Source organism: Janthinobacterium sp. SUN137 (genome assembly GCF_030587265.1).
Classification (GTDB): Bacteria; Pseudomonadota; Gammaproteobacteria; order Burkholderiales; family Burkholderiaceae_D; genus Janthinobacterium; species Janthinobacterium kumbetense.
This window is the reverse complement of the sequence record NZ_JAPWHZ010000001.1, coordinates 896,378-918,098: the sequence shown is the minus strand read 5'-3', so window position 1 is coordinate 918,098 and position 21,721 is coordinate 896,378. Positions and strand designations below refer to the sequence as shown.

The 21,721-nt window shown below is 62.1% G+C and carries 19 protein-coding genes and 1 other RNA gene; 9 read left to right on the top strand and 11 right to left on the bottom strand.

Going from position 1 to position 21,721, the window contains the following annotated elements; all coding sequences use genetic code 11:
* Nucleotides 1-110: 110 nt before the first annotated feature.
* Both groL and groES read right to left on the bottom strand, forming a co-directional pair.
* The gene (groL, locus tag O3298_RS04255) at nt 111-1,760 is read right to left on the bottom strand and encodes a chaperonin GroEL (RefSeq protein WP_034786546.1); all 1,650 of its coding nucleotides are present in this window, start codon (nt 1,758-1,760) and stop codon (nt 111-113) included.
* A 50-nt stretch (nt 1,761-1,810) separates the two neighbouring features.
* The gene (groES, locus tag O3298_RS04250; RefSeq protein WP_010400979.1) at nt 1,811-2,101 is read right to left on the bottom strand and encodes a co-chaperone GroES; all 291 of its coding nucleotides are present in this window, start codon (nt 2,099-2,101) and stop codon (nt 1,811-1,813) included.
* Between the two features lie 524 nt (nt 2,102-2,625).
* On the opposite strand from groES, the gene O3298_RS04245 reads away from it, so the two are divergent.
* The 5 genes from O3298_RS04245 (at nt 2,626) to O3298_RS04225 (ending at nt 4,878) form a co-directional block, all read left to right on the top strand.
* Nucleotides 2,626-3,372, top strand: coding sequence for a hypothetical protein (locus O3298_RS04245; RefSeq protein ID WP_305058580.1), 747 nt, complete (start codon nt 2,626-2,628; stop codon nt 3,370-3,372).
* A gap of 129 nt (nt 3,373-3,501) precedes the next feature.
* The gene (locus O3298_RS04240; RefSeq protein WP_306558416.1) at nt 3,502-3,792 is read left to right on the top strand and encodes a DUF904 domain-containing protein; all 291 of its coding nucleotides are present in this window, start codon (nt 3,502-3,504) and stop codon (nt 3,790-3,792) included.
* Nucleotides 3,792-4,103, top strand: a complete 312-nt coding sequence (locus tag O3298_RS04235) for a cell division protein ZapA (RefSeq protein ID WP_034747344.1) — start codon at nt 3,792-3,794, stop codon at nt 4,101-4,103. The genes O3298_RS04240 and O3298_RS04235 overlap by 1 nt, the downstream gene beginning before the upstream one ends.
* Before the next feature lie 54 nt (nt 4,104-4,157).
* Nucleotides 4,158-4,335, top strand: a non-coding RNA gene (gene ssrS, locus O3298_RS04230) — 6S RNA.
* A 78-nt stretch (nt 4,336-4,413) separates the two neighbouring features.
* On the top strand, nt 4,414-4,878 hold the full coding sequence (locus tag O3298_RS04225; protein ID WP_099666763.1) for an EVE domain-containing protein: 465 nt from the start codon (nt 4,414-4,416) through the stop codon (nt 4,876-4,878).
* Here the strand turns inward: O3298_RS04225 and O3298_RS04220 are convergent.
* The 3 genes from O3298_RS04220 to O3298_RS04210 form a co-directional block, all read right to left on the bottom strand.
* Nucleotides 4,875-6,392 carry a diguanylate cyclase gene (locus O3298_RS04220; RefSeq protein ID WP_305058579.1) on the bottom strand — a complete coding sequence of 506 codons (1,518 nt, stop codon included), beginning with the start codon at nt 6,390-6,392 and terminating at the stop codon, nt 4,875-4,877. The two genes, O3298_RS04225 and O3298_RS04220, sit on opposite strands and share 4 nt — an antisense overlap.
* Before the next feature lie 156 nt (nt 6,393-6,548).
* Nucleotides 6,549-7,379: a prolipoprotein diacylglyceryl transferase gene (lgt, locus tag O3298_RS04215; RefSeq protein ID WP_152283306.1), complete on the bottom strand. Its 831-nt coding sequence runs from the start codon at nt 7,377-7,379 to the stop codon at nt 6,549-6,551.
* Nucleotides 7,380-7,458: 79 nt separating this feature from the next.
* Nucleotides 7,459-8,370, bottom strand: coding sequence for a LysR family transcriptional regulator (locus O3298_RS04210; RefSeq protein ID WP_289911280.1), 912 nt, complete (start codon nt 8,368-8,370; stop codon nt 7,459-7,461).
* Nucleotides 8,371-8,552: 182 nt separating this feature from the next.
* Here O3298_RS04210 and ilvD point away from each other — a divergent pair, with 182 nt between their 5' ends.
* Together ilvD and O3298_RS04200 are read left to right on the top strand one after the other, a co-directional pair.
* The gene (ilvD, locus tag O3298_RS04205; RefSeq protein WP_289898712.1) at nt 8,553-10,418 is read left to right on the top strand and encodes a dihydroxy-acid dehydratase; all 1,866 of its coding nucleotides are present in this window, start codon (nt 8,553-8,555) and stop codon (nt 10,416-10,418) included.
* A gap of 220 nt (nt 10,419-10,638) precedes the next feature.
* On the top strand, nt 10,639-10,950 hold the full coding sequence (locus tag O3298_RS04200) for a c-type cytochrome (RefSeq protein ID WP_099666767.1): 312 nt from the start codon (nt 10,639-10,641) through the stop codon (nt 10,948-10,950).
* A 21-nt stretch (nt 10,951-10,971) separates the two neighbouring features.
* Here O3298_RS04200 and O3298_RS04195 read toward each other — a convergent pair whose 3' ends face one another.
* The gene (locus O3298_RS04195) at nt 10,972-11,979 is read right to left on the bottom strand and encodes an NAD-dependent epimerase/dehydratase family protein (protein ID WP_289911279.1); all 1,008 of its coding nucleotides are present in this window, start codon (nt 11,977-11,979) and stop codon (nt 10,972-10,974) included.
* Between the two features lie 91 nt (nt 11,980-12,070).
* On the opposite strand from O3298_RS04195, the gene O3298_RS04190 reads away from it, so the two are divergent.
* Entirely contained in the window at nt 12,071-12,973 is a 903-nt protein-coding gene (locus O3298_RS04190) for a LysR family transcriptional regulator (protein WP_289911278.1), read from the top strand.
* A 91-nt stretch (nt 12,974-13,064) separates the two neighbouring features.
* On the opposite strand, the gene O3298_RS04185 is transcribed toward O3298_RS04190, so the two are convergent.
* The 5 genes from O3298_RS04185 to folD form a co-directional block, all read right to left on the bottom strand.
* Nucleotides 13,065-14,207, bottom strand: coding sequence for a branched-chain amino acid ABC transporter substrate-binding protein (locus O3298_RS04185; RefSeq protein ID WP_070301412.1), 1,143 nt, complete (start codon nt 14,205-14,207; stop codon nt 13,065-13,067).
* A gap of 369 nt (nt 14,208-14,576) precedes the next feature.
* Nucleotides 14,577-14,951: a hypothetical protein gene (locus tag O3298_RS04180; RefSeq protein WP_289911277.1), complete on the bottom strand. Its 375-nt coding sequence runs from the start codon at nt 14,949-14,951 to the stop codon at nt 14,577-14,579.
* Nucleotides 14,948-15,373, bottom strand: coding sequence for a DNA polymerase III subunit chi (locus O3298_RS04175; RefSeq protein ID WP_289911276.1), 426 nt, complete (start codon nt 15,371-15,373; stop codon nt 14,948-14,950). The genes O3298_RS04180 and O3298_RS04175 overlap by 4 nt, the downstream gene beginning before the upstream one ends.
* Before the next feature lie 5 nt (nt 15,374-15,378).
* Complete coding sequence (locus tag O3298_RS04170) at nt 15,379-17,463, bottom strand: M3 family metallopeptidase (protein ID WP_369811460.1); 2,085 nt, start codon at nt 17,461-17,463, stop codon at nt 15,379-15,381.
* A 79-nt stretch (nt 17,464-17,542) separates the two neighbouring features.
* Entirely contained in the window at nt 17,543-18,388 is an 846-nt protein-coding gene (gene folD / locus O3298_RS04165) for a bifunctional methylenetetrahydrofolate dehydrogenase/methenyltetrahydrofolate cyclohydrolase FolD (RefSeq protein WP_289911275.1), read from the bottom strand.
* A gap of 602 nt (nt 18,389-18,990) precedes the next feature.
* Here folD and aceE point away from each other — a divergent pair.
* Nucleotides 18,991-21,687 (top strand): pyruvate dehydrogenase (acetyl-transferring), homodimeric type, encoded by a 2,697-nt coding sequence (gene aceE, locus O3298_RS04160; protein ID WP_251350656.1) that lies wholly within the window; start codon nt 18,991-18,993, stop codon nt 21,685-21,687.
* The last annotated feature ends 34 nt before the right edge of the window (nt 21,688-21,721 follow it).

The following is a 21,721-nucleotide window of genomic DNA, read 5'->3' as shown; positions in this document are numbered from 1 at the left end:
GAAGGTGGCTTTCGGGGCCGCCGGGAGGCGCTGGCAGCTTTTGGTCTGCCAGCCCTGTCCCTGCGTATGCGGCCAGTCGCGCCGTCGCCTGCGCGACTGGCCGCCGGACATTACATCATGCCGTCCATGCCGCCCATGCCGCCCATACCACCCATGCCGCCGCCCATGCCGCCGCCTGCTTTGTCGTCAGCGATTTCGCAGACCATGCAGTCGGTCGTCAGCATCAGCGAAGCGATCGAAGCGGCGTTTTGCAGCGCCGAACGGGTCACTTTGGCTGGGTCCAGGACGCCCATTTCAACCATGTCGCCATACGTGCCGTTGGCAGCGTTGTAGCCGTAGTTGCCCGAGCCAGCCAGTACGGCTGCCACGACGACCGAAGCTTCTTCGCCAGCGTTTTGCACGATCATGCGCAGTGGCTCTTCCATTGCGCGCAGGACGATCTTGATACCAGCGTCTTGATCAGGATTGTCGCCCTTGACCGTGATGTTGGCGCGTGCGCGCAGCAGGGCTACGCCACCGCCAGGCACGATGCCTTCTTCCACGGCAGCGCGGGTTGCGTGCAGTGCATCTTCAACGCGGGCTTTTTTCTCTTTCATTTCGACTTCGGTGGCTGCGCCAACCTTGATCACGGCAACGCCGCCAGCCAGTTTGGCGACGCGCTCTTGCAGTTTTTCACGGTCGTAGTCCGAGGTCGCTTCTTCGATCTGTACGCGTACTTGTTTCACGCGTGCTTCGATCGAGGCAGCTTCGCCGGCGCCATCGATAACGATGGTGTTTTCCTTGCCCACTTCGATGCGTTTCGCCTGGCCCAGTTCGGCCAGGGTCACTTTTTCCAGGGTCAGGCCGACTTCTTCAGCGATCACTTGGCCGCCGGTCAGGACAGCGATGTCTTCCAGCATGGCTTTGCGGCGGTCGCCGAAGCCAGGGGCTTTCACTGCGCAAGTTTTCAGGATGCCGCGGATGTTGTTCACAACCAGGGTCGCCAGCGCTTCGCCTTCGATGTCTTCCGCGATGATCAGCAGTGGACGGCCAGCTTTTGCGACTTGTTCCAGTACCGGCAGCAGGTCACGGATGTTCGAGATTTTCTTGTCGCACAGCAGGACGAATGGGCTGTCCAGTACGGCAACTTGTTTCTCTGGGTTGTTGATGAAGTATGGCGACAGGTAGCCGCGGTCGAACTGCATGCCTTCAACGATGTCCAGCTCGTCGTTCAGCGACTTGCCGTCTTCTACGGTGATGACGCCTTCTTTGCCGACTTTTTCCATCGCTTCAGCGATACGCTCGCCGATCGAGTAGTCCGAGTTGGCCGAGATCGCGCCAACTTGGGCGATTTCCTTGGTCGTAGTGCAAGGACGGGCGATTTTCGCCAGTTCTTCGACGGTGGCTGCAACAGCCTTGTCGATACCGCGCTTCAGGTCCATCGGGTTCATGCCGGCGGCAACGAACTTCATGCCTTCGCGCACGATGGCTTGTGCCAGCACGGTCGCGGTGGTGGTGCCGTCGCCGGCGTTGTCGCTGGTGCGGGAAGCAACTTCCTTGACCATTTGCGCGCCCATGTTCATGAGCTTGTCTTTGAGTTCAACTTCTTTCGCTACCGACACACCATCCTTGGTGACGGTAGGGGCGCCGAACGAGCGCTCCAGGACCACGTTGCGGCCTTTCGGGCCCAGCGTTACTTTGACTGCGTTGGCGAGGATGTTGACGCCTTCGACCATCTTGGCGCGCGCTGCGTCGCCGAATACTACTTCTTTAGCTGCCATGTTCAATTCTCCTGAGTTTCGGGATGTATCTGTCTACAACGTGGAAACAATTACTTGACGACGATCGCCATGATGTCTTCTTCGCGCATGACCAGCAGCTCATCGCCGTCAACTTTGACGGTTTGGCCGGCGTACTTGCCGAACAGGACGCGGTCGCCCACTTTGACATCCAGAGGACGGACTTTGCCGTCGTCGAGAATCTTGCCATTGCCTACGGCAAGGACTTCGCCTTGATCCGGTTTTTCAGCAGCTGCATCAGGAATGATGAGGCCGGACGCAGTTTTGGTTTCCTGGTCGAGGCGTTTGACGATGACGCGATCGTTCAATGGGCGCAGATTCATACAAAACTCCTTAAAGTTCAATGGATAAGTGTTGCTAAATGAATACATGCCTGGCGCAGCGCCAGGCCTGCTTTCAGTGACCGCCGTTGAAAGCAGCCCGCAACGGTCAAGCAAACCCCATGGCATCGAGTGCGTGCCGGCGCTGGGCAGTGGTGGCATCGCGGCGTCGCCCGCCGCGTAGCGTTCCCTGCTGTTGTCCGGCATACACCATCATGTCCTGAGGATTGCTACGAAAGAGTTTGTTAGCACTCTCTACTAACGAGTGCTAATTATAGGGACGGTAGGGGGCTTATTCAAGGGGAACATATAGATAGATGCTGAGCAGAGCCTGCATCTACACAGGGTTTGCGCCAGCACAAGCCTCGTTCCCGGGCGTCAGCAACAGGCGCGACTCTAGCATGTCGTTCGGAGAGGGGGTGTTCCTGTACGCACAGGAAACAGAGTTTGACTATGAAATTTGATAAGATGATTGCAATTGCATATCAATATCGCCACATATCACCGCTCGCGCCAGAAAGAACACCATGCCATTCCCGCTTTCCCGTCCCGCCCTGCGCCTGCTGGGCGCTACCGTCATCGGCCTCGCCTGCCTGGGCAATGCCGCCGCACAAACGCCCACCATCGTCGATGAAATCACCGTGGCGGCTTTGACCCCGCTGGAAAAGGACATGCTGCTCAATGACTTGTTCAACGACTTGAACAAGGACGACGACGACCAGGAAGCCCATGTGTGGGATAACGGCGGCGACCGCGGCGTGCTGGTGAAAGTCACGTATAACTTCAGCAACTCCGGCATGACGGAGCACAGCCTGAAGGCGCACGTCTGCCGCGACCTGAAATTCGTCGTCACGGCAGGCGACAAGTCGCAGGACCTGAGCCGCCGCACCTGTTCGCAAAACAGCGGCCGCTGGGATGTGCAGGGCAAGGATCCGGCGCCCGTCGTGTATCCGCCATTCCTGTCCGACGTGACCATCGCCAAGCTGAATGCCAAGGAAAAACAAGCCTTGCTGACGGCCGCCGTGCGCACCTTGAAGGATGAAGAGGATGGCAAGACGCGCCAGTGGAGCAACAAGGGCCTGGGCAATGCGGTGCCGCTGGCAGTGCGCCTGACGCCTTCGGGGACGGACGCCAAACCTGGCAGCTACCGCAGTACTTGCCGCGACTTGACGATGGTGCTTGACGGCAAGAGTGGACAACAGACGCTGACGCGCCGCTCTTGCGAAAACCGCTATGGCGGACTGGATATCGAACCCGATTACGTCGACGAGTAAAACGCTGCCATCGCGGCGCTGGCGGATGCGTGCAGATGGCGAAAAGCGCCGGAAAAAGCGTGTATTGTCCGCCAACTGCCCTGCATTGATGTAAATATGTGTGACAGCGGCGTGATTCGATTGACGCCCATGGAGCGTCCGCCCTATAGTGGCGGGATGATTTCCGAATTCAACGAATTATCCGACAAAATAGGCCTGCTGGCCGAAATGACCCATGCGCTGCGCCGTGAAAACGCGCAATTGCGCAAGGACAATGCCGCGCTGGCCGCCGACAACGCCCTGTACGTGCAACGCATGCGCGAGGCGCAGGAGCGGGTGGAAGCGTTGCTGGAAAAAATTCCCGAACTGGTGCAAGCTGGCCTGGAGCAAGCCGCTTCGGAAGCGGGCGCCTATATTGCCGAGAACGAGAAGGAAGCGTAATGCCGCGTGTCGATGTCAATATCATGGGCCAGTCCTACAGCATGGTGTGCCGCGACGGCGAAGAGCGCGCGCTGCGCGAAGCGGCGATCTATCTCGATAGCAAAATGAAAGCCATCCGCGACGCGGGCAAGGTCAAGGGCAACGACCGCATCGCCGTGCTGGCCGCCTTGGGCGTGGCTGCGGAATTCCTGTCCGTGAAGTCGCCGCAAGGTCCGCTGTCGGAATTGACGATACTGGAAGTGAAGCAGAAAATCTCGGCCATGCACACAGTATTGGATAGTGCTCTGACGCCCCAGGAAAACCTTTTTTAAGCGCGTACGCGACGATTTGTCTTTGCGATGCGCGATCAAAGGAGTAAACTTGGGTCTACCCTGCGGTGTTCGCGATTGCCATATATTCCTTGAACCATTTATGCGCATCGGTTGCGAATTTTGTTTGATGGGAGTGAGCGTCGCTCGTTCGACGAACCCGAAATTGAACTAACGTGACCACCTTGAACCGTTTGGTTCGGGATGCCGGCATAGCGGCACAGGCGGGGCCCAATTTGCAGTACCAAGAAAACGGTTGCAGCATCATGCTCAGCCGTTTTTTTACGCCTGTTGCTTTTGATAGGGAGTGAACATGAAACAATACTGGCTGATGAAATCCGAACCCGATGAAGTGAGCATCGACGACCTGATGGCCGCGCCGCAGCACACCATGCCGTGGTTTGGCGTGCGCAACTACCAGGCGCGCAACTTCATGCGCGATGGCATGCAGCCGGGCGATGGCGTGTTGTTCTACCATTCCAGCTGCCCGCAGCCGGGCGTGGCGGGCGTGGCTGAAGTGGCCAGCGGCGCGTATCCCGATCACAGCCAGTTTGAAGCGGGCGGCAAATATTTCGATGCCAAGGCGACGCCTGAACAGCCGCGCTGGATCAGCGTCGACGTGCGCGGCCTGAAGAAGACGGCGCTGCTGCCCCTGTCCGAGATGCGCCAGATGCCGGAGCTGGAAGACATGCTGCTGCTGAAGAAGGGCAGTCGCCTGTCGATCACGCCCGTGACGCCGGCGCAATGGAAAGTCATTACCGGCAAGCTGAAAGCCTAGACTTCGACCCGGTTGCGGCCATTCTGCTTGGCCCGGTACAGGGCCTGGTCGGCGGCGGCCAGCAATGCTTCCGGCGTTTGTCCTGCGTCACTCAAGGCCAGGCCGATGCTGGCCGTGACCAGGCCGCCGCGCGACGGCGCGTGGGCGATGGCGGCCGCGGCGATCGCTTCCTGCATCTTGTGCGCCACCGCCAGGGCGCCCGCGCCATCGGTGGCGGGCAGGATGGCGGCAAACTCCTCGCCGCCGAAGCGGGCCGCCAGGTCGCTGGCGCGCGGCAGCGCGGAATGCAGGGCCGCCGCGATCTGCACCAGGCACGCGTCGCCATACGGGTGGCCGAAGGTATCGTTGAGGCTTTTGAAGAAATCGATATCGATGATCAGCAGCGCCAGCGCTTGCTGGTTGCGCGCGGCCCGCTGCCACTCCAGCTGCAGGGTCTGGTCGAAGCAGCGCCGGTTGGCGATGCCCGTCAAGCCATCCGTCAGCGACAGCTTTTCCAGCTTGTCATGCGCCGCGCGCAAGGCCAGTTCGCTTTGCATGTAGCGGCTTTGCAGGGTGGCCGAGCGCAGCGCGTGGACCGTCAGCGCGACAAACAGGGCGCTGGCCGCCAGGTAAAAATTCTCGCGCAGCACGACGAATCCCAATCCCAGCAGGGCTGCCGTGAAGAAGATGGGGCTGAAGTTGTCAATCAGCAAGGTCAATGGCCGCGGCGGCCGCGCCTCTTCCTCGCCCGGCTGCACGCGCATGGCCAGCACCGCCAGCAGCAGGAAAGGCATGCTGGGCAGTATCTCGCTGGGACCGGATTCGGCCAGCGCGTGCAGGGTCAGGTAATTATAGGCGCCCGCGCAGGCGGCGTAGCACCACAGGAACACACTGAGCAGAAGGTAGAAGCGCCCTTGTGCGCCATCGCGGCGGTGCGCCAGCAGGCGCAGCGAGGCGCAACAGGCCAGGACGAGGTTTTCCACGTTGTACGTCGTCACCAGCAGGCTGGCAGGTATCGGCGCGATCGAGCGCTGGTCGAAGGGCGAGACGGAAAAGATGGCCGTGTAGGTCAGGTAGGCCGCCAGCAGCACTTGCACGGCGTCCAGCCATTGCAGGGTGCGCGAAGGGTGCCGGTCGCTGACGGAGGAAATGGCCAGCAGCAAGGGCGCGCCATACATGAAATAGGCAAAATCGGAGAAATACGTCGTGTCGGACGCCACATGGCCGCTCAGGTCTTGCCAGGCAGAAAGGGCCATGCCCACGCTCCAGAACAGCATGGCGGCCGCAAACAGGCCCCAGCCCGTGCGCACGACGCCGGGTGCGCTCAGGCTGGCGTTGCGGCAGCAGGCGGCCAGCGCCAGCAGTGGCGCCGTCACGCCGAACAGGTAGCTCACGGCGGGACCGCGCGTCCCGGCCCAGGCCGTCAAGGCCAGCTGCGCCAGCACGTAGCCGCCCGCCAGCGCCAGCCAGAATGTCGTGGTCTTCCTCGCATACTGCATGGATGGGACTCCCCGCTCGAATTGCCAACACAGCATGATTGCATGCCCTGCTCTTGTTGCAGGGTAAAGCGATCATTGCGCTATCGCAAGCGAAGATTCATTCCGCAAGGAAATTGTGCTGCTTTGAGGGAAAGGTTGCCGGAGGAGGGGGATGGCGCGCCTGCCTGGCGCGCCATCGGGGGAACAGCGGTTTTACGTGTTGGCGGGGCGGGCCTTGGTGGGCGGCGTGCCCATCACCTGGCTTTTATACGCCCACACGAGCAGCGCGATGGCGCCGACGATCATCGGCAAGGACAGCATCTGGCCCGACGTGATCGGCACGCCCAGCCACACGACTTCCCAGTCCGGCGTGCGGAAGTATTCCGTGAAGAAGCGCGCGCAGCCGTACAGCAGGGTGAACATGGCGCCCACGGCCATGCGCGGACGCTGCTTGCGCGCATACAGCCACAGGATGATGAACACCAGGATGCCGTCGACCAGCATCTGGTAGATCGGCGACGGGTGCACGGGATACGGGATGCCCGGCCATTGCATGGCCCATGGCAGGGTGTCCGGGGCGATGCGGCCCGGCAGTTCGGCATTGATGAAGTTGCCCAGGCGGCCGGCCGCGTAGCCGAGCGGCACCAGCGGCGCGATGAAGTCGAGCACGTCGAACAGGTTGCGGCCCGCCTTGCGGCTCCACAGGTACATGGCCAGGATGACGCCGAGGAAGCCGCCGTGGAAGGACATGCCGCCATGCCACACCATGAAGATCTCGAGCGGATTGTGCATGAAGTATTCGGGGCGGTAGAACAGCACTTCGCCCAGGCGACCGCCGATCACCACGCCCAGCATGCCGTAGAACAGCATGTCGTCGAGGTCTTCCTTCTTCCAGCCCAGCACGGCGATATGCGGCTGCTTGATGCGCACGCGGCCCAGGATAATGAACAGGGCGAAGGCCAGCACATACATCAGGCCGTACCAGTGCACGGCGAGCGGGCCGATCTGGATGGCTATCGGGTCGGGCATCGGGTGTATCAGCATGGGGTTTCTTTCTTTGTTTAAAGCTAAGGTTGCGTAGTATGGGGGCGCTTGCGGTTTTTTGCCTTAGCGGCCACTTAATTTAACTGGCAGTACCGCCGATCTGCTTGCGCAGCAGCGCCAGGAAACCTTGCAGCACGGCGGAAGGGTTGTCGCGGCGCCAGGCCAGGCCTGTTTCCACCAGCGGCGTGGCGTCCTGCAGCGGCCTGTATTCTACGCCCGGGCGCATCAGATTCGATACCGATTGTGGCACAAGCGCGATGCCCATGCCAGCCGAGACGAGGCTGACGATGGTTTGCATCTGGATCGCTTCCTGGCCGATCTGAGGCGTGATGCCGGCCGCGCGGAACACGCCGAGGATGGCGTCATGCAGGGCGGGCGAGATCGCGCGCGGGAAGATGATCAGGGGCAGGGCCGGCACGTCGCGCAGGCGTACGGGGCCCGGCGTGTTCAAGATGTCGAGGCCGGACGGCGCGGCCAGCACCAGCGGTTCGGCCAGCACGGGCAGGTAATCGAGTTCCCCCTTCGCCTTCTCGGGCAGGGGCGGGATCAGCAAGCCCGCATCCGTGCGCCCGGCCAGCAATTCGTCCAGCTGCAGGTCGGACGTGGCTTCCTGCAGCGCGATCTGCACCTGCGGATAAGCCGTCTGATACGCGCGCAGCAGCGGCGGCAGCACGCTGTAATCGGCCGAGGAAACAAACGCCAGGCTCAGACGCCCCGCCTCGCCCTGCGCGGCCCGCCGCACCAGCGCCGGCAAGTCCTGCGCCTGGGCCAGCAGCCGGCGCGCCTCGGGCAGCAGGGCGTTGCCGGCCGGCGTCAGCTGCACCTCGCGCCGGGTGCGCACGAACAGGGGCGCGCCCAGCAAGTCTTCCAGGGCCATGATGGTTTGCGACAGGGGCGGCTGCGTCATGTGCAGGCGCGCGGCGGCGCGGCCGAAGTGCAATTCCTCGGCTACCGTGACGAAATAGCGAAGTTGTCGTAATTCAAGATTCATATGCATTTCCATGCTGATCGGATGCTGTGATACATAAAACGACTCACAGACACGTGCATCATATATTTGACAGTGGGACGCGCGCAAGGCAATCTGGCGTACCCCCACTGCATGCAGGGTTTTACTGCAAATTTTTCTGTAAGCCCGCACAGTCAGGCACCAACACTTTTGGAAGGTCCATCATGCCGCAATACCGCTCCCGCACCACCACCCACGGCCGCAACATGGCTGGCGCCCGCGCCCTGTGGCGCGCCACCGGCATGAAGGATGGCGACTTCGACAAGCCGATCATCGCCGTCGTCAACTCGTTCACCCAGTTCGTGCCCGGCCATGTGCATTTGAAAGACCTGGGCCAGATGGTGGCGCGCGAAATCGAAGCGGCCGGCGGCGTGGCCAAGGAATTCAACACCATCGCCGTCGATGACGGCATCGCCATGGGCCACGGCGGCATGCTGTATTCGCTGCCGTCGCGCGACCTGATCGCCGACTCCGTCGAATACATGGTCAACGCCCACTGCGCCGACGCCATGGTGTGCATCTCGAACTGCGACAAGATCACGCCGGGCATGCTGATGGCCGCCATGCGCATCAATATCCCCGTCGTGTTCATTTCCGGCGGGCCGATGGAAGCGGGCAAGGTCGTCAAGGTCGTCAACGGCACGCAGAAGATCATCAAGCTGGACCTGGTCGACGCCATGATCAAGGCGGGCGACAGCACGGTGTCCGACGCCGATGTGGCGGAAATTGAACGCTCGGCCTGTCCGACCTGCGGTTCCTGCTCCGGCATGTTTACGGCCAACTCGATGAATTGCCTGACCGAGGCGCTGGGCCTGGCCCTGCCCGGCAACGGCACCATCCTGGCCACGCACTCGGACCGCCAGCAGCTGTTCCTGCGCGCGGGCCGCCTGATCGTCGAACTGGCCAAGCGCCATTACGAGCAGGACGATTACAGCGTGCTGCCACGCTCGATCGCCACCAAGGCCGCGTTTGAAAACGCCATGGCGCTCGACGTCTCCATGGGCGGCTCGACGAATACCGTGCTGCACTTGCTGGCCGCCGCGCACGAGGCGGAAGTGGCATTCACGATGGCCGATATCGACCGCATCTCGCGCAAGGTGCCGTGCCTGTGCAAGGTGGCGCCGATGACGGACAAATACCATATCGAAGACGTGCACCGCGCGGGCGGCATCGTGGGCATCTTGGGCGAACTGGCGCGCGCCGGCCTGCTCAACACGACCCTGCCGACGATCCACGCGCCCACCCTGGCTGACGCCATCGCGCAAAACGACATCATGTGCACGGACAATCCGGCCGTGCATGAACTGTTCCGCGCCGCGCCGGGCGGCGTGCCGACGCAGACGGCGTTCTCGCAGTCGGAGCGCTTCGCCGCCGTCGACACGGACCGCAGTACGGGCTGCATCCGCGACAAGGCCCACGCCTACTCGCAGGATGGCGGCCTGGCCGTCTTGTACGGCAACTTGGCCGAAAAGGGCTGCATCGTCAAGACGGCGGGCGTCGATGAAAGCATCCTGAAATTCTCGGGCAAGGCGCGCGTGTTCGAAAGCCAGGACGCGGCCGTCGCTGCCATCCTGGAAGACACCGTGCATGAAGGCGACGTCGTCATCATCCGCTATGAAGGCCCGAAAGGCGGCCCCGGCATGCAGGAAATGCTGTACCCGACGTCCTACATCAAATCCAAGGGCCTGGGCAAGGCGTGCGCGCTGTTCACGGACGGGCGCTTCTCGGGCGGTTCCTCGGGCCTGGTGATCGGCCATGCGTCGCCGGAAGCGGCCGAAGGCGGCGCCATCGGCCTGGTGGAAGAGGGCGACTTCATCGACATCGACATCCCCGAGCGCACGATCAACCTGCGCGTGACGGATGCCGAACTGGCCGCGCGCCGCGCCGCCATGGAAGCGAAGGGCGATGCGGCCTGGCTGCCCGTCAACCGCGACCGCTACGTATCGCAGGCGCTGCAGGCGTATGCGGCCCTGACGACGTCGGCCGACCGGGGCGCCGTGCGCGACCTGTCGCAGCTGAAGAAGCGCTGATTTGTTGCGCAGGTAAGACAGCCGGCCCCGATCTGCTGCGCGGGGCCGGCTGTCGTTACATCGCCTTACAAACAACATGGTCATGGGCGCGCAGATGGGGCAGAATATGACTGCCTCTCGTCTACATTGCGTTACTACATTGAAACGCTTGATCTGGGCTCGTGGTGCATCTGCGGAAACACAGTAAAATGCCGCAGGAAGTAACTTTGGAGAAAAGACAATGAAACGTTTTATGTTGGTGAGTGTATTGACCGTATCGGCTCTGGCATCGCAAGCAGCGTTGGCCAATCCGGACCTGGCGAAAGCAAAAAACTGCATGGCTTGCCACGCGGTGAGCACGAAACTGGTGGGCCCTGCGTTCAAGGACGTGGCAGCCAAGTACGCTGGCCAGAAAGACGCGGAAGCCAAGCTCGTGGCGAAAGTCATGAAGGGCGGTTCCGGCACCTGGGGCGCGATCCCGATGCCAGCGAACCCGCAAGTGAGCGATGCTGAAGCCCACACCCTGGTCAAATGGGTACTGGCACAGAAATAATCTGTGCCGCAGTACCTGCAGTCAGCGCGCCGGCAATCCCGGCGCATTTTTTTTGTCTGCCGCCTTCAGATTGCCCATGCCTTCCAGTGTCGCCCGCACCGCCTCGTCGAGCGGCGTATGCGCTTCCTGGCCCAGCACGGCCAGCAGCCGCGCATTGTCCATGGATAGGGGCGTTTGCCACAGATAGCGCATCTCGCGCATTTCGCGCAGGGTCGCCACGAACGGCGACGCCAGCGCCACCAGCCACCACGGAAAACGCCGGATGACAGGTGGCGCGCCCGTCGCCTGCTCCACCGCGCGGGCAATCGCGCCAGTCATTTGCAGGCCGTCGTGGTCCCAGTGGCCCGCCATGTGAAAGCGCGCAAAGGCGGGCAAGGTGGCGCGCATGGCCAGCAATCGCACCATCGTGCGCGCCACGTCGGGCAGGTAGGACCACTGGTGGCCCACGCCGGGCGCGCCCGGATACAGGATGCTGCGTACGCTCTGGCCCGGTTTCACCAGCCCCTGCGAAAACCAGTTATTGCCGGCGCGGGGGCCGAAGAAGTCGCCCGCGCGCACGATCAGCACCCTGGCGCCCTGCGTGGCGGCCCGTTCCAGGCGCGCTTCCAGTTCCACGCGGATGGCGCCCTTGCGCGTGAGCGGGCGCTGCGGCGCGTCCTCTGTCAAGACAGGAAAGGCGTTGGGGCCGAAGTTGTACACGGTGCCAGGCAGCACGATGGTGGCGTTTTCGGCAATCGCCGCGGCGATGGTGTTGTCGAGCATGGGCAGCACCAGCTGGCCCCAGTGGCGGTAGCCGGGCGGATTGACGGCGTGCACGATGACGGCGCAGCCTTTCGCGGCCGCCAGCACGTCTGCGCGCGACAGCGCATCGCCGCGCAGCCATTCGACGTGATCGCCCCGTGGCGACGGCGTTTCTCCCCGCGTCAGGGCGCGCACCTGCCAGCCCGCCGCCAGGAGCTGGCGCACCATCTCGCCGCCGATGCCGCCCGTGGCGCCCAGTACCAATGCCGTGTTTTTCGTGTTTTCCATCCTGACCTCCGTGTGGTTGATGGAGCCAGTATCTGCCGCGCAAGGTTAATTGGGAATTGACGAGTATCGATCACAGGCTATACATTTATGTATGACTACCGCCATCGCCTGGGAATACTATCGTTCGCTGCTGGCCGTGCTGAAGCACGGTTCCCTGTCCGGCGCGGCCCGCGCGCTGGGCATCACGCAACCCACCGTCGGCCGGCATATCGCCGCGCTGGAACAGGCGCTGGGCGCGACCCTGTTTACGCGCTCCCAGCTGGGCTTGCTCCCCACGGAAGTGGCGCTGGCGTTGCGGCCCCATGCGGAAACCATGGAGCACACTGCCGCCCTGATGGAGCGTGCCGCCAGCAGCCAGGGGCAGGGCGTGGCCGGCGTCGTGCGCATCGCGGCCAGCGAAGTGGTGGGCGTGGAAGTGCTGCCGACTATCCTGGCCCGCCTGCGCGCGCGCCATCCGGACTTGACCATTGAATTGGTATTGAGCAATAAAGTGCAGGATTTGCTGCGCCGGGAAGCGGACATCGCCGTGCGCATGCTGCGCCCCCGCCAGGAGCAGCTGGTGGCGCGCAAGGTGGGGGACATTGAATTGGGCCTGCATGCGCACGCGGATTACCTGGAGCGGCACGGCACCCCACTGGCATTGGCCGACCTGGCGCGCCATGCCGTCATCGGCTACGACGAAGTGAGCCCCTTCGTGCGCAACGCGGGCGCCGCCTTCCAGGGATTTTCGCGGGACAACTTTGCCTGGCGCAGCGACAGCGACCTGGCGCAGCTGGCCCTGATCCGCGCGGGCGCGGGCATCGGCGTGTGCCAGGCGGGGCTGGCGGCGCGCGATCCGGCCCTGCGGCGCGTGTTGCCGCAGGCGTTTGCGCTGCCGATGGAAACGTGGGTCACCATGCATGAAGACTTGCGCGGCAGCCTGCGCTGCCGCGCCACCTTCGACGCGCTGGCCGAAGGATTATTGGCTTATGTGGCCGGACAGCAAGAACCGTAGCGAGCGGATGTGAGTTGTGGCTGAGAAGCGGAGCTGTGCAAATGCACAGTGAGCATCGCAGGCCGCAAATCGCGCCGCGCAGTAGGTTCTATTATTTGACCACTTCCATCTTGGTCTTCTTGCCATCTCGATAGGTGAACAAGGTCAGCGCGCCATCCTTGATGTCGCCGTTGGCATCGAACGAGATCGGCCCCGTCACGCCCTGGTAGTGCACCTTGGCCAGGAATGGCAGGTAGACGGACGGTTTCGACGACTTGGCGTCGGCCATGGCGGTGGCCATGGTCATCACGGCATCGTAGACGTAGGGCGCGTACAGCTGCACTTCCATGTTGTATTTCTGCTTGTAGCGGGCGCGGAAATCGTCCATGCCTTTTTGCTGCGCGCCCGTCACGCCGCCCGCTTCCGCGCAGGTGACCATGTCTTCCCCCACGGCGTCGCCCGCCAGCTTGCCCAGCGGTTCCGTGCACAGGCCGTCGCCGCCCATGAACTTGGCCTTGATGCCCAGCGCCTTCATCTGGCGCAGCATGGGGCCGCCCACGGAATCCATGCCGCCAAAGAAGATCAGGTCGGGATTTTTCGACTTGATGCTGGTCAAAATGGCATTGAAATCGGTCGCGTTGGCATTGGTAAATTCCTTGCCGACGATTTGCACGCCTGGCGCTGCCTTCTTGGCGCCTTTGACGAACTGTTCCGCCACGCCCTGGCCGTAGGCCGTGCGGTCATCGATGACGGCGATTTTCTTCGCCTGCAGCTTGCCCACGGCATACGCGCCCAGGGTGCCGCCCAGCTTGTTGTCATTGGCCACCACGCGGAAGGCCGTGTTGAATTTTTGCTGGGTATACGTGGGGTTGGTGGCGGCAGGGGAAATTTGCGGAATGCCCGCATTGAAGTAAATGCGCGAGGCGGGAATCGTCGTGCCCGAATTCAGGTGGCCGACGACGCCGTTGACCTTGGCGTCGACCAGCTTTTGCGCCACGGCCGTGCCCTGCTTGGGATCGGCTGCGTCATCTTCGGGCACCAGCACGAATTTGACGGCTTTGCCGTCGATCTTGAAGCCTTTGGCGTTCAAATCCTCTATGGCCATCTTGGCCGCGTTCTCGTTATCCTTGCCCAGGTGGGAGCTGGCGCCAGAGACCGGGGCGACGTGGCCGATCTTGATGATTTCCTGCGCGCCCGCATGGCCGGCAAAGGCGAGGGCGAGGGCGAGAGGAAGGACTTTGGTCTTGAGCAGCATAAACATTCTCCAATGGATAAAGATACGGCGGCGTCTCGTGAAAACCGCTTCGAGGGGCGGTGCATTTGAAGAAGGTACAACAAAAAACAGGCGGCGCAAAGCCGCTTTTTGGGCTTTTTGCATTTTGTCGCAACAATCACCAAAGTGAGGCGCGATGCACCGATTTCGCAGGCGCGAGCGCACCAAAGAATGGCGTTGGGAGGGATACAGGTGTAGAGAAATCAGGCCAAATATGCCTAGTAAACTGACAGCACCTGATAAAACCGTAGCGAGCGGAAGGAAGAGGTGGCTGAGAAGCGCAACCGTACTAGGGTACGGTGAGCATCGCAGGCCGCCTATACCGACGCGCAGTAGGTTTTTGCAGGTGTCTTAGTGCGCGGGAGGGTGCAGGTGACCCAGCTCGTGGCTGACCGCATGCGCCACGATTTGTTCCAGCGACTGCTGCAAGTCCTCGCGCAGGGCGCCGCGCATGCCGATCAGGGCGTTTTGCAGGGCCGTCTGCAGGACGTGGGCAATGCGCTCTTCCAGCAGGTGGTCGATCTTGCCTTGCACCTGGTGCAGGATGCGCTGCGTCAGGCGCTGTTCGATGGCGTCCCAGTCGGGTTGCACTATGCTCGGGGGCAACACCGGCGCTTCCTCGACGGCAGGCGCAGCCGCAGCTGGAGCGACAGGTTCCGGTACTTCCGGCCCCAGCAGTACTTCCGTCAGCAGGGGGATGCCCTGGTCGAATGGTTGATCACTCATGACTTGCCTGCCACGAAGTGGGTCGGTTGCACGTTTTGCTGGCGGTAGTGCAGGAAGCGCTGGCGGCCCGCCTGCGCATCTTGCTCATCCATGGAAACGATCTCGAAGACGCGCTGGAATTGCGCGTAATTAGCGGGCGGCAACTGCGACAGGTTGACGAGGATGTCGTGGTGCGGCAAGTCCGCCGCTGCATCATCGGTCAGGATGATGGGTGTCTGCGCCGCCAGCGGATCGCCGGCCAGCACGTGGGGCAGGAAATCCGTGGCGGAAATGGTCCACATGGCGCTGTTCAAAGCGTCGAGCTGGGCACCATCTTGCGCCAGCACGACGACCTTGTTGCCGGCCATATAGGCCTTGCGCGCCAGGCGGCAGGCGTAGGCCAGCTTGTCCGGCACGTTGCTGTGAAAATCGACGCGGCTCATGGCGATCAAGCGGCCATGCCGCTGTGGCGCAGCAGGGCGTCGATCGATGGTTCGCGGCCGCGGAAGGCCGTGAACGATTCCAGCGCGGGGCGCGAGCCGCCGACGGACAGAATTTCCTGCAGGTAACGCTTGCCCGCTGCCGTGGTGGCGGCAGGCCCCAGCACCTTGGCTTCTTCAAACGCGGCATACGCGTCGGCGGACAGCACCTCGGCCCACTTGTAGCTGTAGTAGCCAGCCGCGTAGCCGCCGGCGAAGATGTGCCCAAAGGAATTCTGGAAGCGGTTGAACGGCGGCGGAATCAGCAGCGAAAACTTGGCGCGCACGCCGTCGATCAGCTGCTGCACGCTCTGGCCCGTGCTGGCATCGTAGTCATAGTGCAAATGCATGTCGAGCAAGGAAAATTCCACCTGGCGCAGGGTTTGCAGGCCGGACTGGAAATTCTTGGCCGCCAGCATCTTGTCGTACAGCGCGCGCGGTAGCGGCGCGCCCGTGACGGCATGCGCCGTCATGTGCTCGAGCACTTCCCATTCCCAGCAGAAATTTTCCATGAATTGCGATGGCAGTTCCACGGCATCCCATTCGACGCCGGCAATGCCCGACACACCCAGCTCGTCGACCACCGTCAACATGTGGTGCAGGCCGTGGCCGAATTCGTGGAACAGGGTGATGACTTCATCGTGCGTGAACAGGGCTGGCTGTACCTTGCCGTCGACCACGGCTGGTTCCGTGAAGTTGCAGGTGAGATAAGCGATCGGCGTTTGCACGTGTTGCGCGTCGGCGCGGCGGCCGCGCGCGTCGTCCATCCAGGCGCCGCCGCTCTTGCCCGCGCGCGCATACAGGTCCAGGTAGAACTGGCCGATCAGCTTGCCGTCGCGCTCGATGCGGTAAAAACGCACATCCTTGTGCCAGACGGGCGCCGTATCCAGCTTGATCTCGACGGCGAACAGGTTCTGGATCTGGCGGAACAGGCCGTCGATCACCTTGTGTTCAGGGAAATACTGTTTGACTTCCTGGGCCGAGAACGCGTAGCGGCGTTCCTGCAGCTTTTCGGAAGCGTACGGCACGTCCCATGCTTGCAGTTCGGCAATCCCCAGTTCTTCCTTCGCGAATTGTTTCAGTTCTAACAAGTCTTTCTCGGCGAACGGGCGCGCGCGTTGGGCCAGGTCTTCCAGGAAAGCGATGACTTGCGCGGGCGAAGTGGCCATTTTGGAGACCAGCGACACTTCGGCGAAATTGGCGTAGCCGAGCAGTTGTGCCTCTTCGTTGCGCAGTCGCAACAGGGTCACGATGTTGTGCGTGTTGTCCCACTCGTCCTTCTTGCTGAAGACGTCGCCCTGGTCCGATGCCTTGGTGGCGTTGGCGCGGTAGATGGTTTCGCGCAGCGCGCGGTTGTCGGCAAATTGCAGGATCGGGTAATACGAGGGGAAGTGCAGCGAGAATTCATAGCCTTGCTTGCCCGCCTTGTCGGCGGCGGCGCGCGCGGCAGCCTTCACGTCGTCGGGCAAGCCGGCCAGGTCAGCTTCGTTCTCGACCAGCAACTTGTAGTCATTGGTGGCGTCGAGCACGTTTTCGGAAAAGCGCGTCGACACGGCCGCGTGTTCTTCCTGGATGGCGCCGAAGCGCTCTTTCTTGTCCTCGGGCAACTCGGCGCCGCCCAGGCGGAAGTCGCGCACGGCATTGTCGACGATGCGCCGGCGCGCCGGCGACATACTGGCGAAAGCGGGGCTCGCTTGCAGTTGCTTGTATTTGCCGAAGAGGATGTCGTTCTGCTCCAGTTCGGTCCAGAATTCCGTCACCTTGGGCAGGTTCGCATTGTAGGCGGCGCGCAGTTCCGGCGTATCGACCACGCTGTTGAGATGGTTGACGATGCTCCAGGCGCGGCCCAGGGTTTCGTCGATCTGGTCCTGTGGCGTGACGAAGTTCTCCCAGCTCACTTCTTCCATGGGCGCTTCCAGCTGCACCACCGTGGCGCGCGCCTGGGCCAGCAGGGTATCGATGGCAGGCGTGACATGCTCGTGCGTGATCGCGTCGAAGCGTGGCAGGCCGGAAAAATCAAGCAGGGGATTGGTATTCATCGTCGGTTCGTCCATTCTGTCTTCATATATGGAGCGCCTGAAAAATGTTCAAGGCCAGGCAACGCCACCATGAGCATTGTCTCAGGTGCTCCTCTTAAATGCGCTCGGCGGCTTCGACCGTGTTCATCAGCAACATGGTAATCGTCATCGGACCCACGCCACCCGGTACCGGGGTGATGTGGGAAGCGATATTTTTCACTCCGGCAAAATCCACGTCGCCGCACAGCTTGCCGTCATCGTCGCGGTTCATGCCTACGTCGATGACGATGGCGCCCGGCTTGACCATGTCGGCCGTCAGGGTGTTGCGGCGGCCGACGGCGGCCACGACCACGTCCGCCTGGCGCGTGTACAGGCCCAGGTCCGGGGTCGCACTATGGCAGATGGTGACGGTAGCGTTCGCTTGCAAGAGCAGCAGGGCCATCGGCTTGCCGACGGTATTGCTGCGGCCGATGACGACGGCGTGCTTGCCGCGCAAGTCCACACCCGTGCTTTCGATCAGTTTCATGCAGCCATACGGCGTGCACGGGCGGAAGCCGGGCAAGCCCGTCATCAGTTCGCCGGCGCTCAGGACGGAATAGCCGTCCACGTCTTTCGTCGTGGCGATCGCTTCGATGACCTTGTGCGGGTTGATGTGCTTGGGCAAGGGCATTTGCACGAGGATGCCGTGGATGGCCGGGTCGGCATTCAGGCTGGCGATGCGTGCCAGCAAGTCCGCTTCGGACAGGTCCGCTTCATATTTTTCCAGCACCGAGTGGAAACCCACGTCGCCGCACGCCTTGACCTTGTTGCGGACATACACCTGGCTGGCCGGGTCTTCGCCGACGAGAATCACGGCCAGACCGGGCTGGGTGCCCTTGGCCGTGAGGGCAGCGGCGCGCGTGGCGATCTCGCTGCGCAGTTTTTGGGAGAGGGCGATTCCGTCGATCAGTTGTGCTGGCATGGTAGGGAGGCTGTGTGGGAGGGAAAAGACAGATTATAAAGCCGGGCGGCGCAAAGGGGCGGTTTTGGCGCCAAGCCTTTAAGTTAAGCAGTGCCATGCGTTTAAAAGCGCAAGGCTTAACAACAGCGGGCCGGAAACGCGGGCCTGAGAAAATGCCGATGGCGGCGTTGCAGCTCCTTGCCGTACTGGCGTACTGTCTGCGTCGCCGCGCCTTGCCCTCGACATTTTTCAGGCTCGCTTGGCCCGGTATACCTGTGCGGACGACCGGGGTTTAAATTCGGTTTGTTGGTGTGCTCGTGAGCCGTACCCCTCCCGAGATTTGCTTTCAAGGGGAGGGCGGCGCTCACTTGCCGGCATTCCGCTTGTGGCGCCGCTATTTGCTACTCTGATCACCCTAATTTCCGGGCAGAATTTGCGGCAGTGCAGCATAAATTTCATAGGGTGATTTCACAATGCGAAATGCTATATCGTAATTTGAAAAATAGTAAATACGCTGTTAGAATCCCCACACTAAACCGACTTAATAGTAAATAATCAGCGAAATACCGTCCGACAGCGATCCGGAAAATCGGGGTGGGGCGTTCACAAAGGAGACTCAACAGATGTCAGCTCAACTGAACCAGGTAACGACACAGATCGGCACCGACCCGGATATGCAGGAAACCAAGGAGTGGCTGGACGCGCTCGAAGCCGTGCTGGAAAATGAAGGTCCGGAACGCGCGCATTACCTGATGGAGCGCATGGTTGACCTGGCCCGCCGCCGCGGCGCGCAGATCCCGTTCTCCAGCACCACCGCCTACGTCAATACCATCCCCACCAAGCAAGAAGCACACTGCCCCGGCAACCTGGAATACGAAGAGCGCCTGCGCTCGTGGATGCGCTGGAACGCCATGGCCATGGTCGTCAAAGCCAACCGCGCCGACGGCGACCTGGGCGGCCACTTGTCCTCGTTCGCTTCGCTGGCGAACATGCTGGGCATCGGTTTCAACCACTTCTGGCACGCGCCGACGGCCGACCACGGCGGCGACCTGCTGTACATCCAGGGCCACTCCTCGCCCGGCGTCTACGCGCGCGCCTTCCTCGAAGGCCGCTTGACGGAAGAGCAAATGCTGAACTTCCGCAAGGAAGTCGACGGCAAGGGCCTGTCCTCGTACCCGCATCCGAAGCTGATGCCTGACTTCTGGCAGTTCCCGACCGTGTCGATGGGCCTGGGCCCGCACATGGCGATCTACCAGGCGCGCTTCCTGAAGTACCTGCACGCACGCGGCATCGCGAAAACCGACAACCGCAAGATCTGGGCCTTCTGCGGCGATGGCGAGATGGACGAGCCGGAGTCCTTGGGCGCGATCGGCCTGGCCGCACGCGACATGCTCGACAACCTGGTCATCGTGGTCAACTGCAACCTGCAGCGCCTGGACGGCCCTGTGCGCGGCAACACCAAGATCATCCAGGAGCTGGAAGGCGAATTCCGCGGCGCCGGCTGGAACGTCGTCAAGGTCATCTGGGGCCCGGGCTGGGACGCCCTGCTGGCACAGGACAAGGAAGGCATCCTGCAGCGCGTGATGATGGAAACCGTCGACGGCGAATACCAGAACTACAAAGCGAAAGACGGCGCCTACGTGCGCAAGCACTTCTTCGGCAAGCATCCGAAGCTGCTGGAAATGGTTGCCAACATGACGGACGACGACATCTGGCGCCTGACCCGTGGCGGCCACGATCCGCACAAGATCTATGCGGCATTCAAGATCGCCCAGGAACACAAGGGCCAGCCGACCGTCCTGCTGGTGAAAACCATCAAGGGCTACGGCATGGGCAAGTCCGGCGAAGCGCGCAACACGGCGCACCAGACGAAAAAACTGGACGACGAAGCCATCCGCGAAATGCGCGACCGCTTCTCGCTGCCGATCCCGGACGACAAGCTGGCCGACATCCCATTCTTCAAGCCAGCCGACGACGCGCCGGAAATGGTCTACCTGCACGAGCGCCGCAAGGCCCTGGGCGGCTACCTGCCGCAGCGCCGCCAGAAGTCGGAAGAAACCCTGCCCGTGCCTGGCCTGGACGCGTTCAAGAACGTGCTGGAAGCGACTCCTGAAGGCCGTGAAATCTCGACCACGCAAGCGTTCGTGCGCGTCATTTCGACCCTGCTGAAAGACCCGAACCTGGGGCAGCGCGTCGTGCCTATCCTGGTCGATGAATCGCGTACCTTCGGCATGGAAGGCCTGTTCCGCCAGATCGGCATCTACAACCCGAAAGGTCAGTTGTACGAGCCGGTCGACAAGGACCAGGTCATGTACTACCGCGAAGACAAGGCTGGCCAGATCCTGCAAGAGGGCATCAACGAAGCGGGCGGCATGAGCTCGTGGATCGCCGCGGCGACGTCGTATTCGACCAACGACCGCATCATGATCCCGTTCTACACCTTCTACTCGATGTTCGGCTTCCAGCGCATCGGCGACCAGGTATGGGCTTCGGCCGACATGCGCGCCCGCGGCTTCCTGATGGGCGGCACGGCTGGCCGTACGACCCTGAACGGCGAAGGCTTGCAGCACGAAGATGGCCACAGCCATATCTTCGCCGCGACCATCCCGACCTGCATGCCGTACGACCCGACCTTCAGCCATGAAGTCGCCGTCATCATCCAGGACGGCCTGCGCCGCATGATCGCCAACCAGGAAGATGTGTTCTACTACATCACGATCATGAACGAGAACTACGCCCAGCCAGGCATCAAGCCAGGCCAGGAAGAAGGCATCCTGAAAGGCATGTACAAGCTGCAGGAAGGCCCGGCCGACGCCAAGCTGCGCGTACAGCTGATCGGTTGCGGCACCATCCTGCGCGAATCGATCTTCGCCGCCGAATTGCTTGCCAACGACTGGGGCGTGGCTGCGGATGTGTGGTCTGCGCCGTCGCTGACCCTGGTGGCCCGTGATGGCCAGGATGCGGAACGCTGGAACATGGTCAACCCGTCGAAAGAGCAGCGCGTGCCTTACGTGACGTCGCTGATGCAGGACACGGACGGCCCGATCGTCGCCACGACCGACTACATGCGCGCGTTTGCAGAACAGATCCGCGCCTTCATGCCGAAGGGCCGCACTTATAAAGTGCTCGGCACCGATGGCTTTGGCCGCTCGGACAGCCGCGCCAAGCTGCGCGAGTTCTTCGAAGTGAACCGTTATTATGTCACCGTGGCTGCGCTCAAATCGCTGGCTGACGAAGGCAAGATCGACGTGTCGGTGGTGGAGCAGGCGATCGCCAAGTACGGCATCGACGCCAACAAACCGAATCCGGTGACCCAGTAATCGTTGTGCGGACCCGATGATGCCAGGGCGGTGC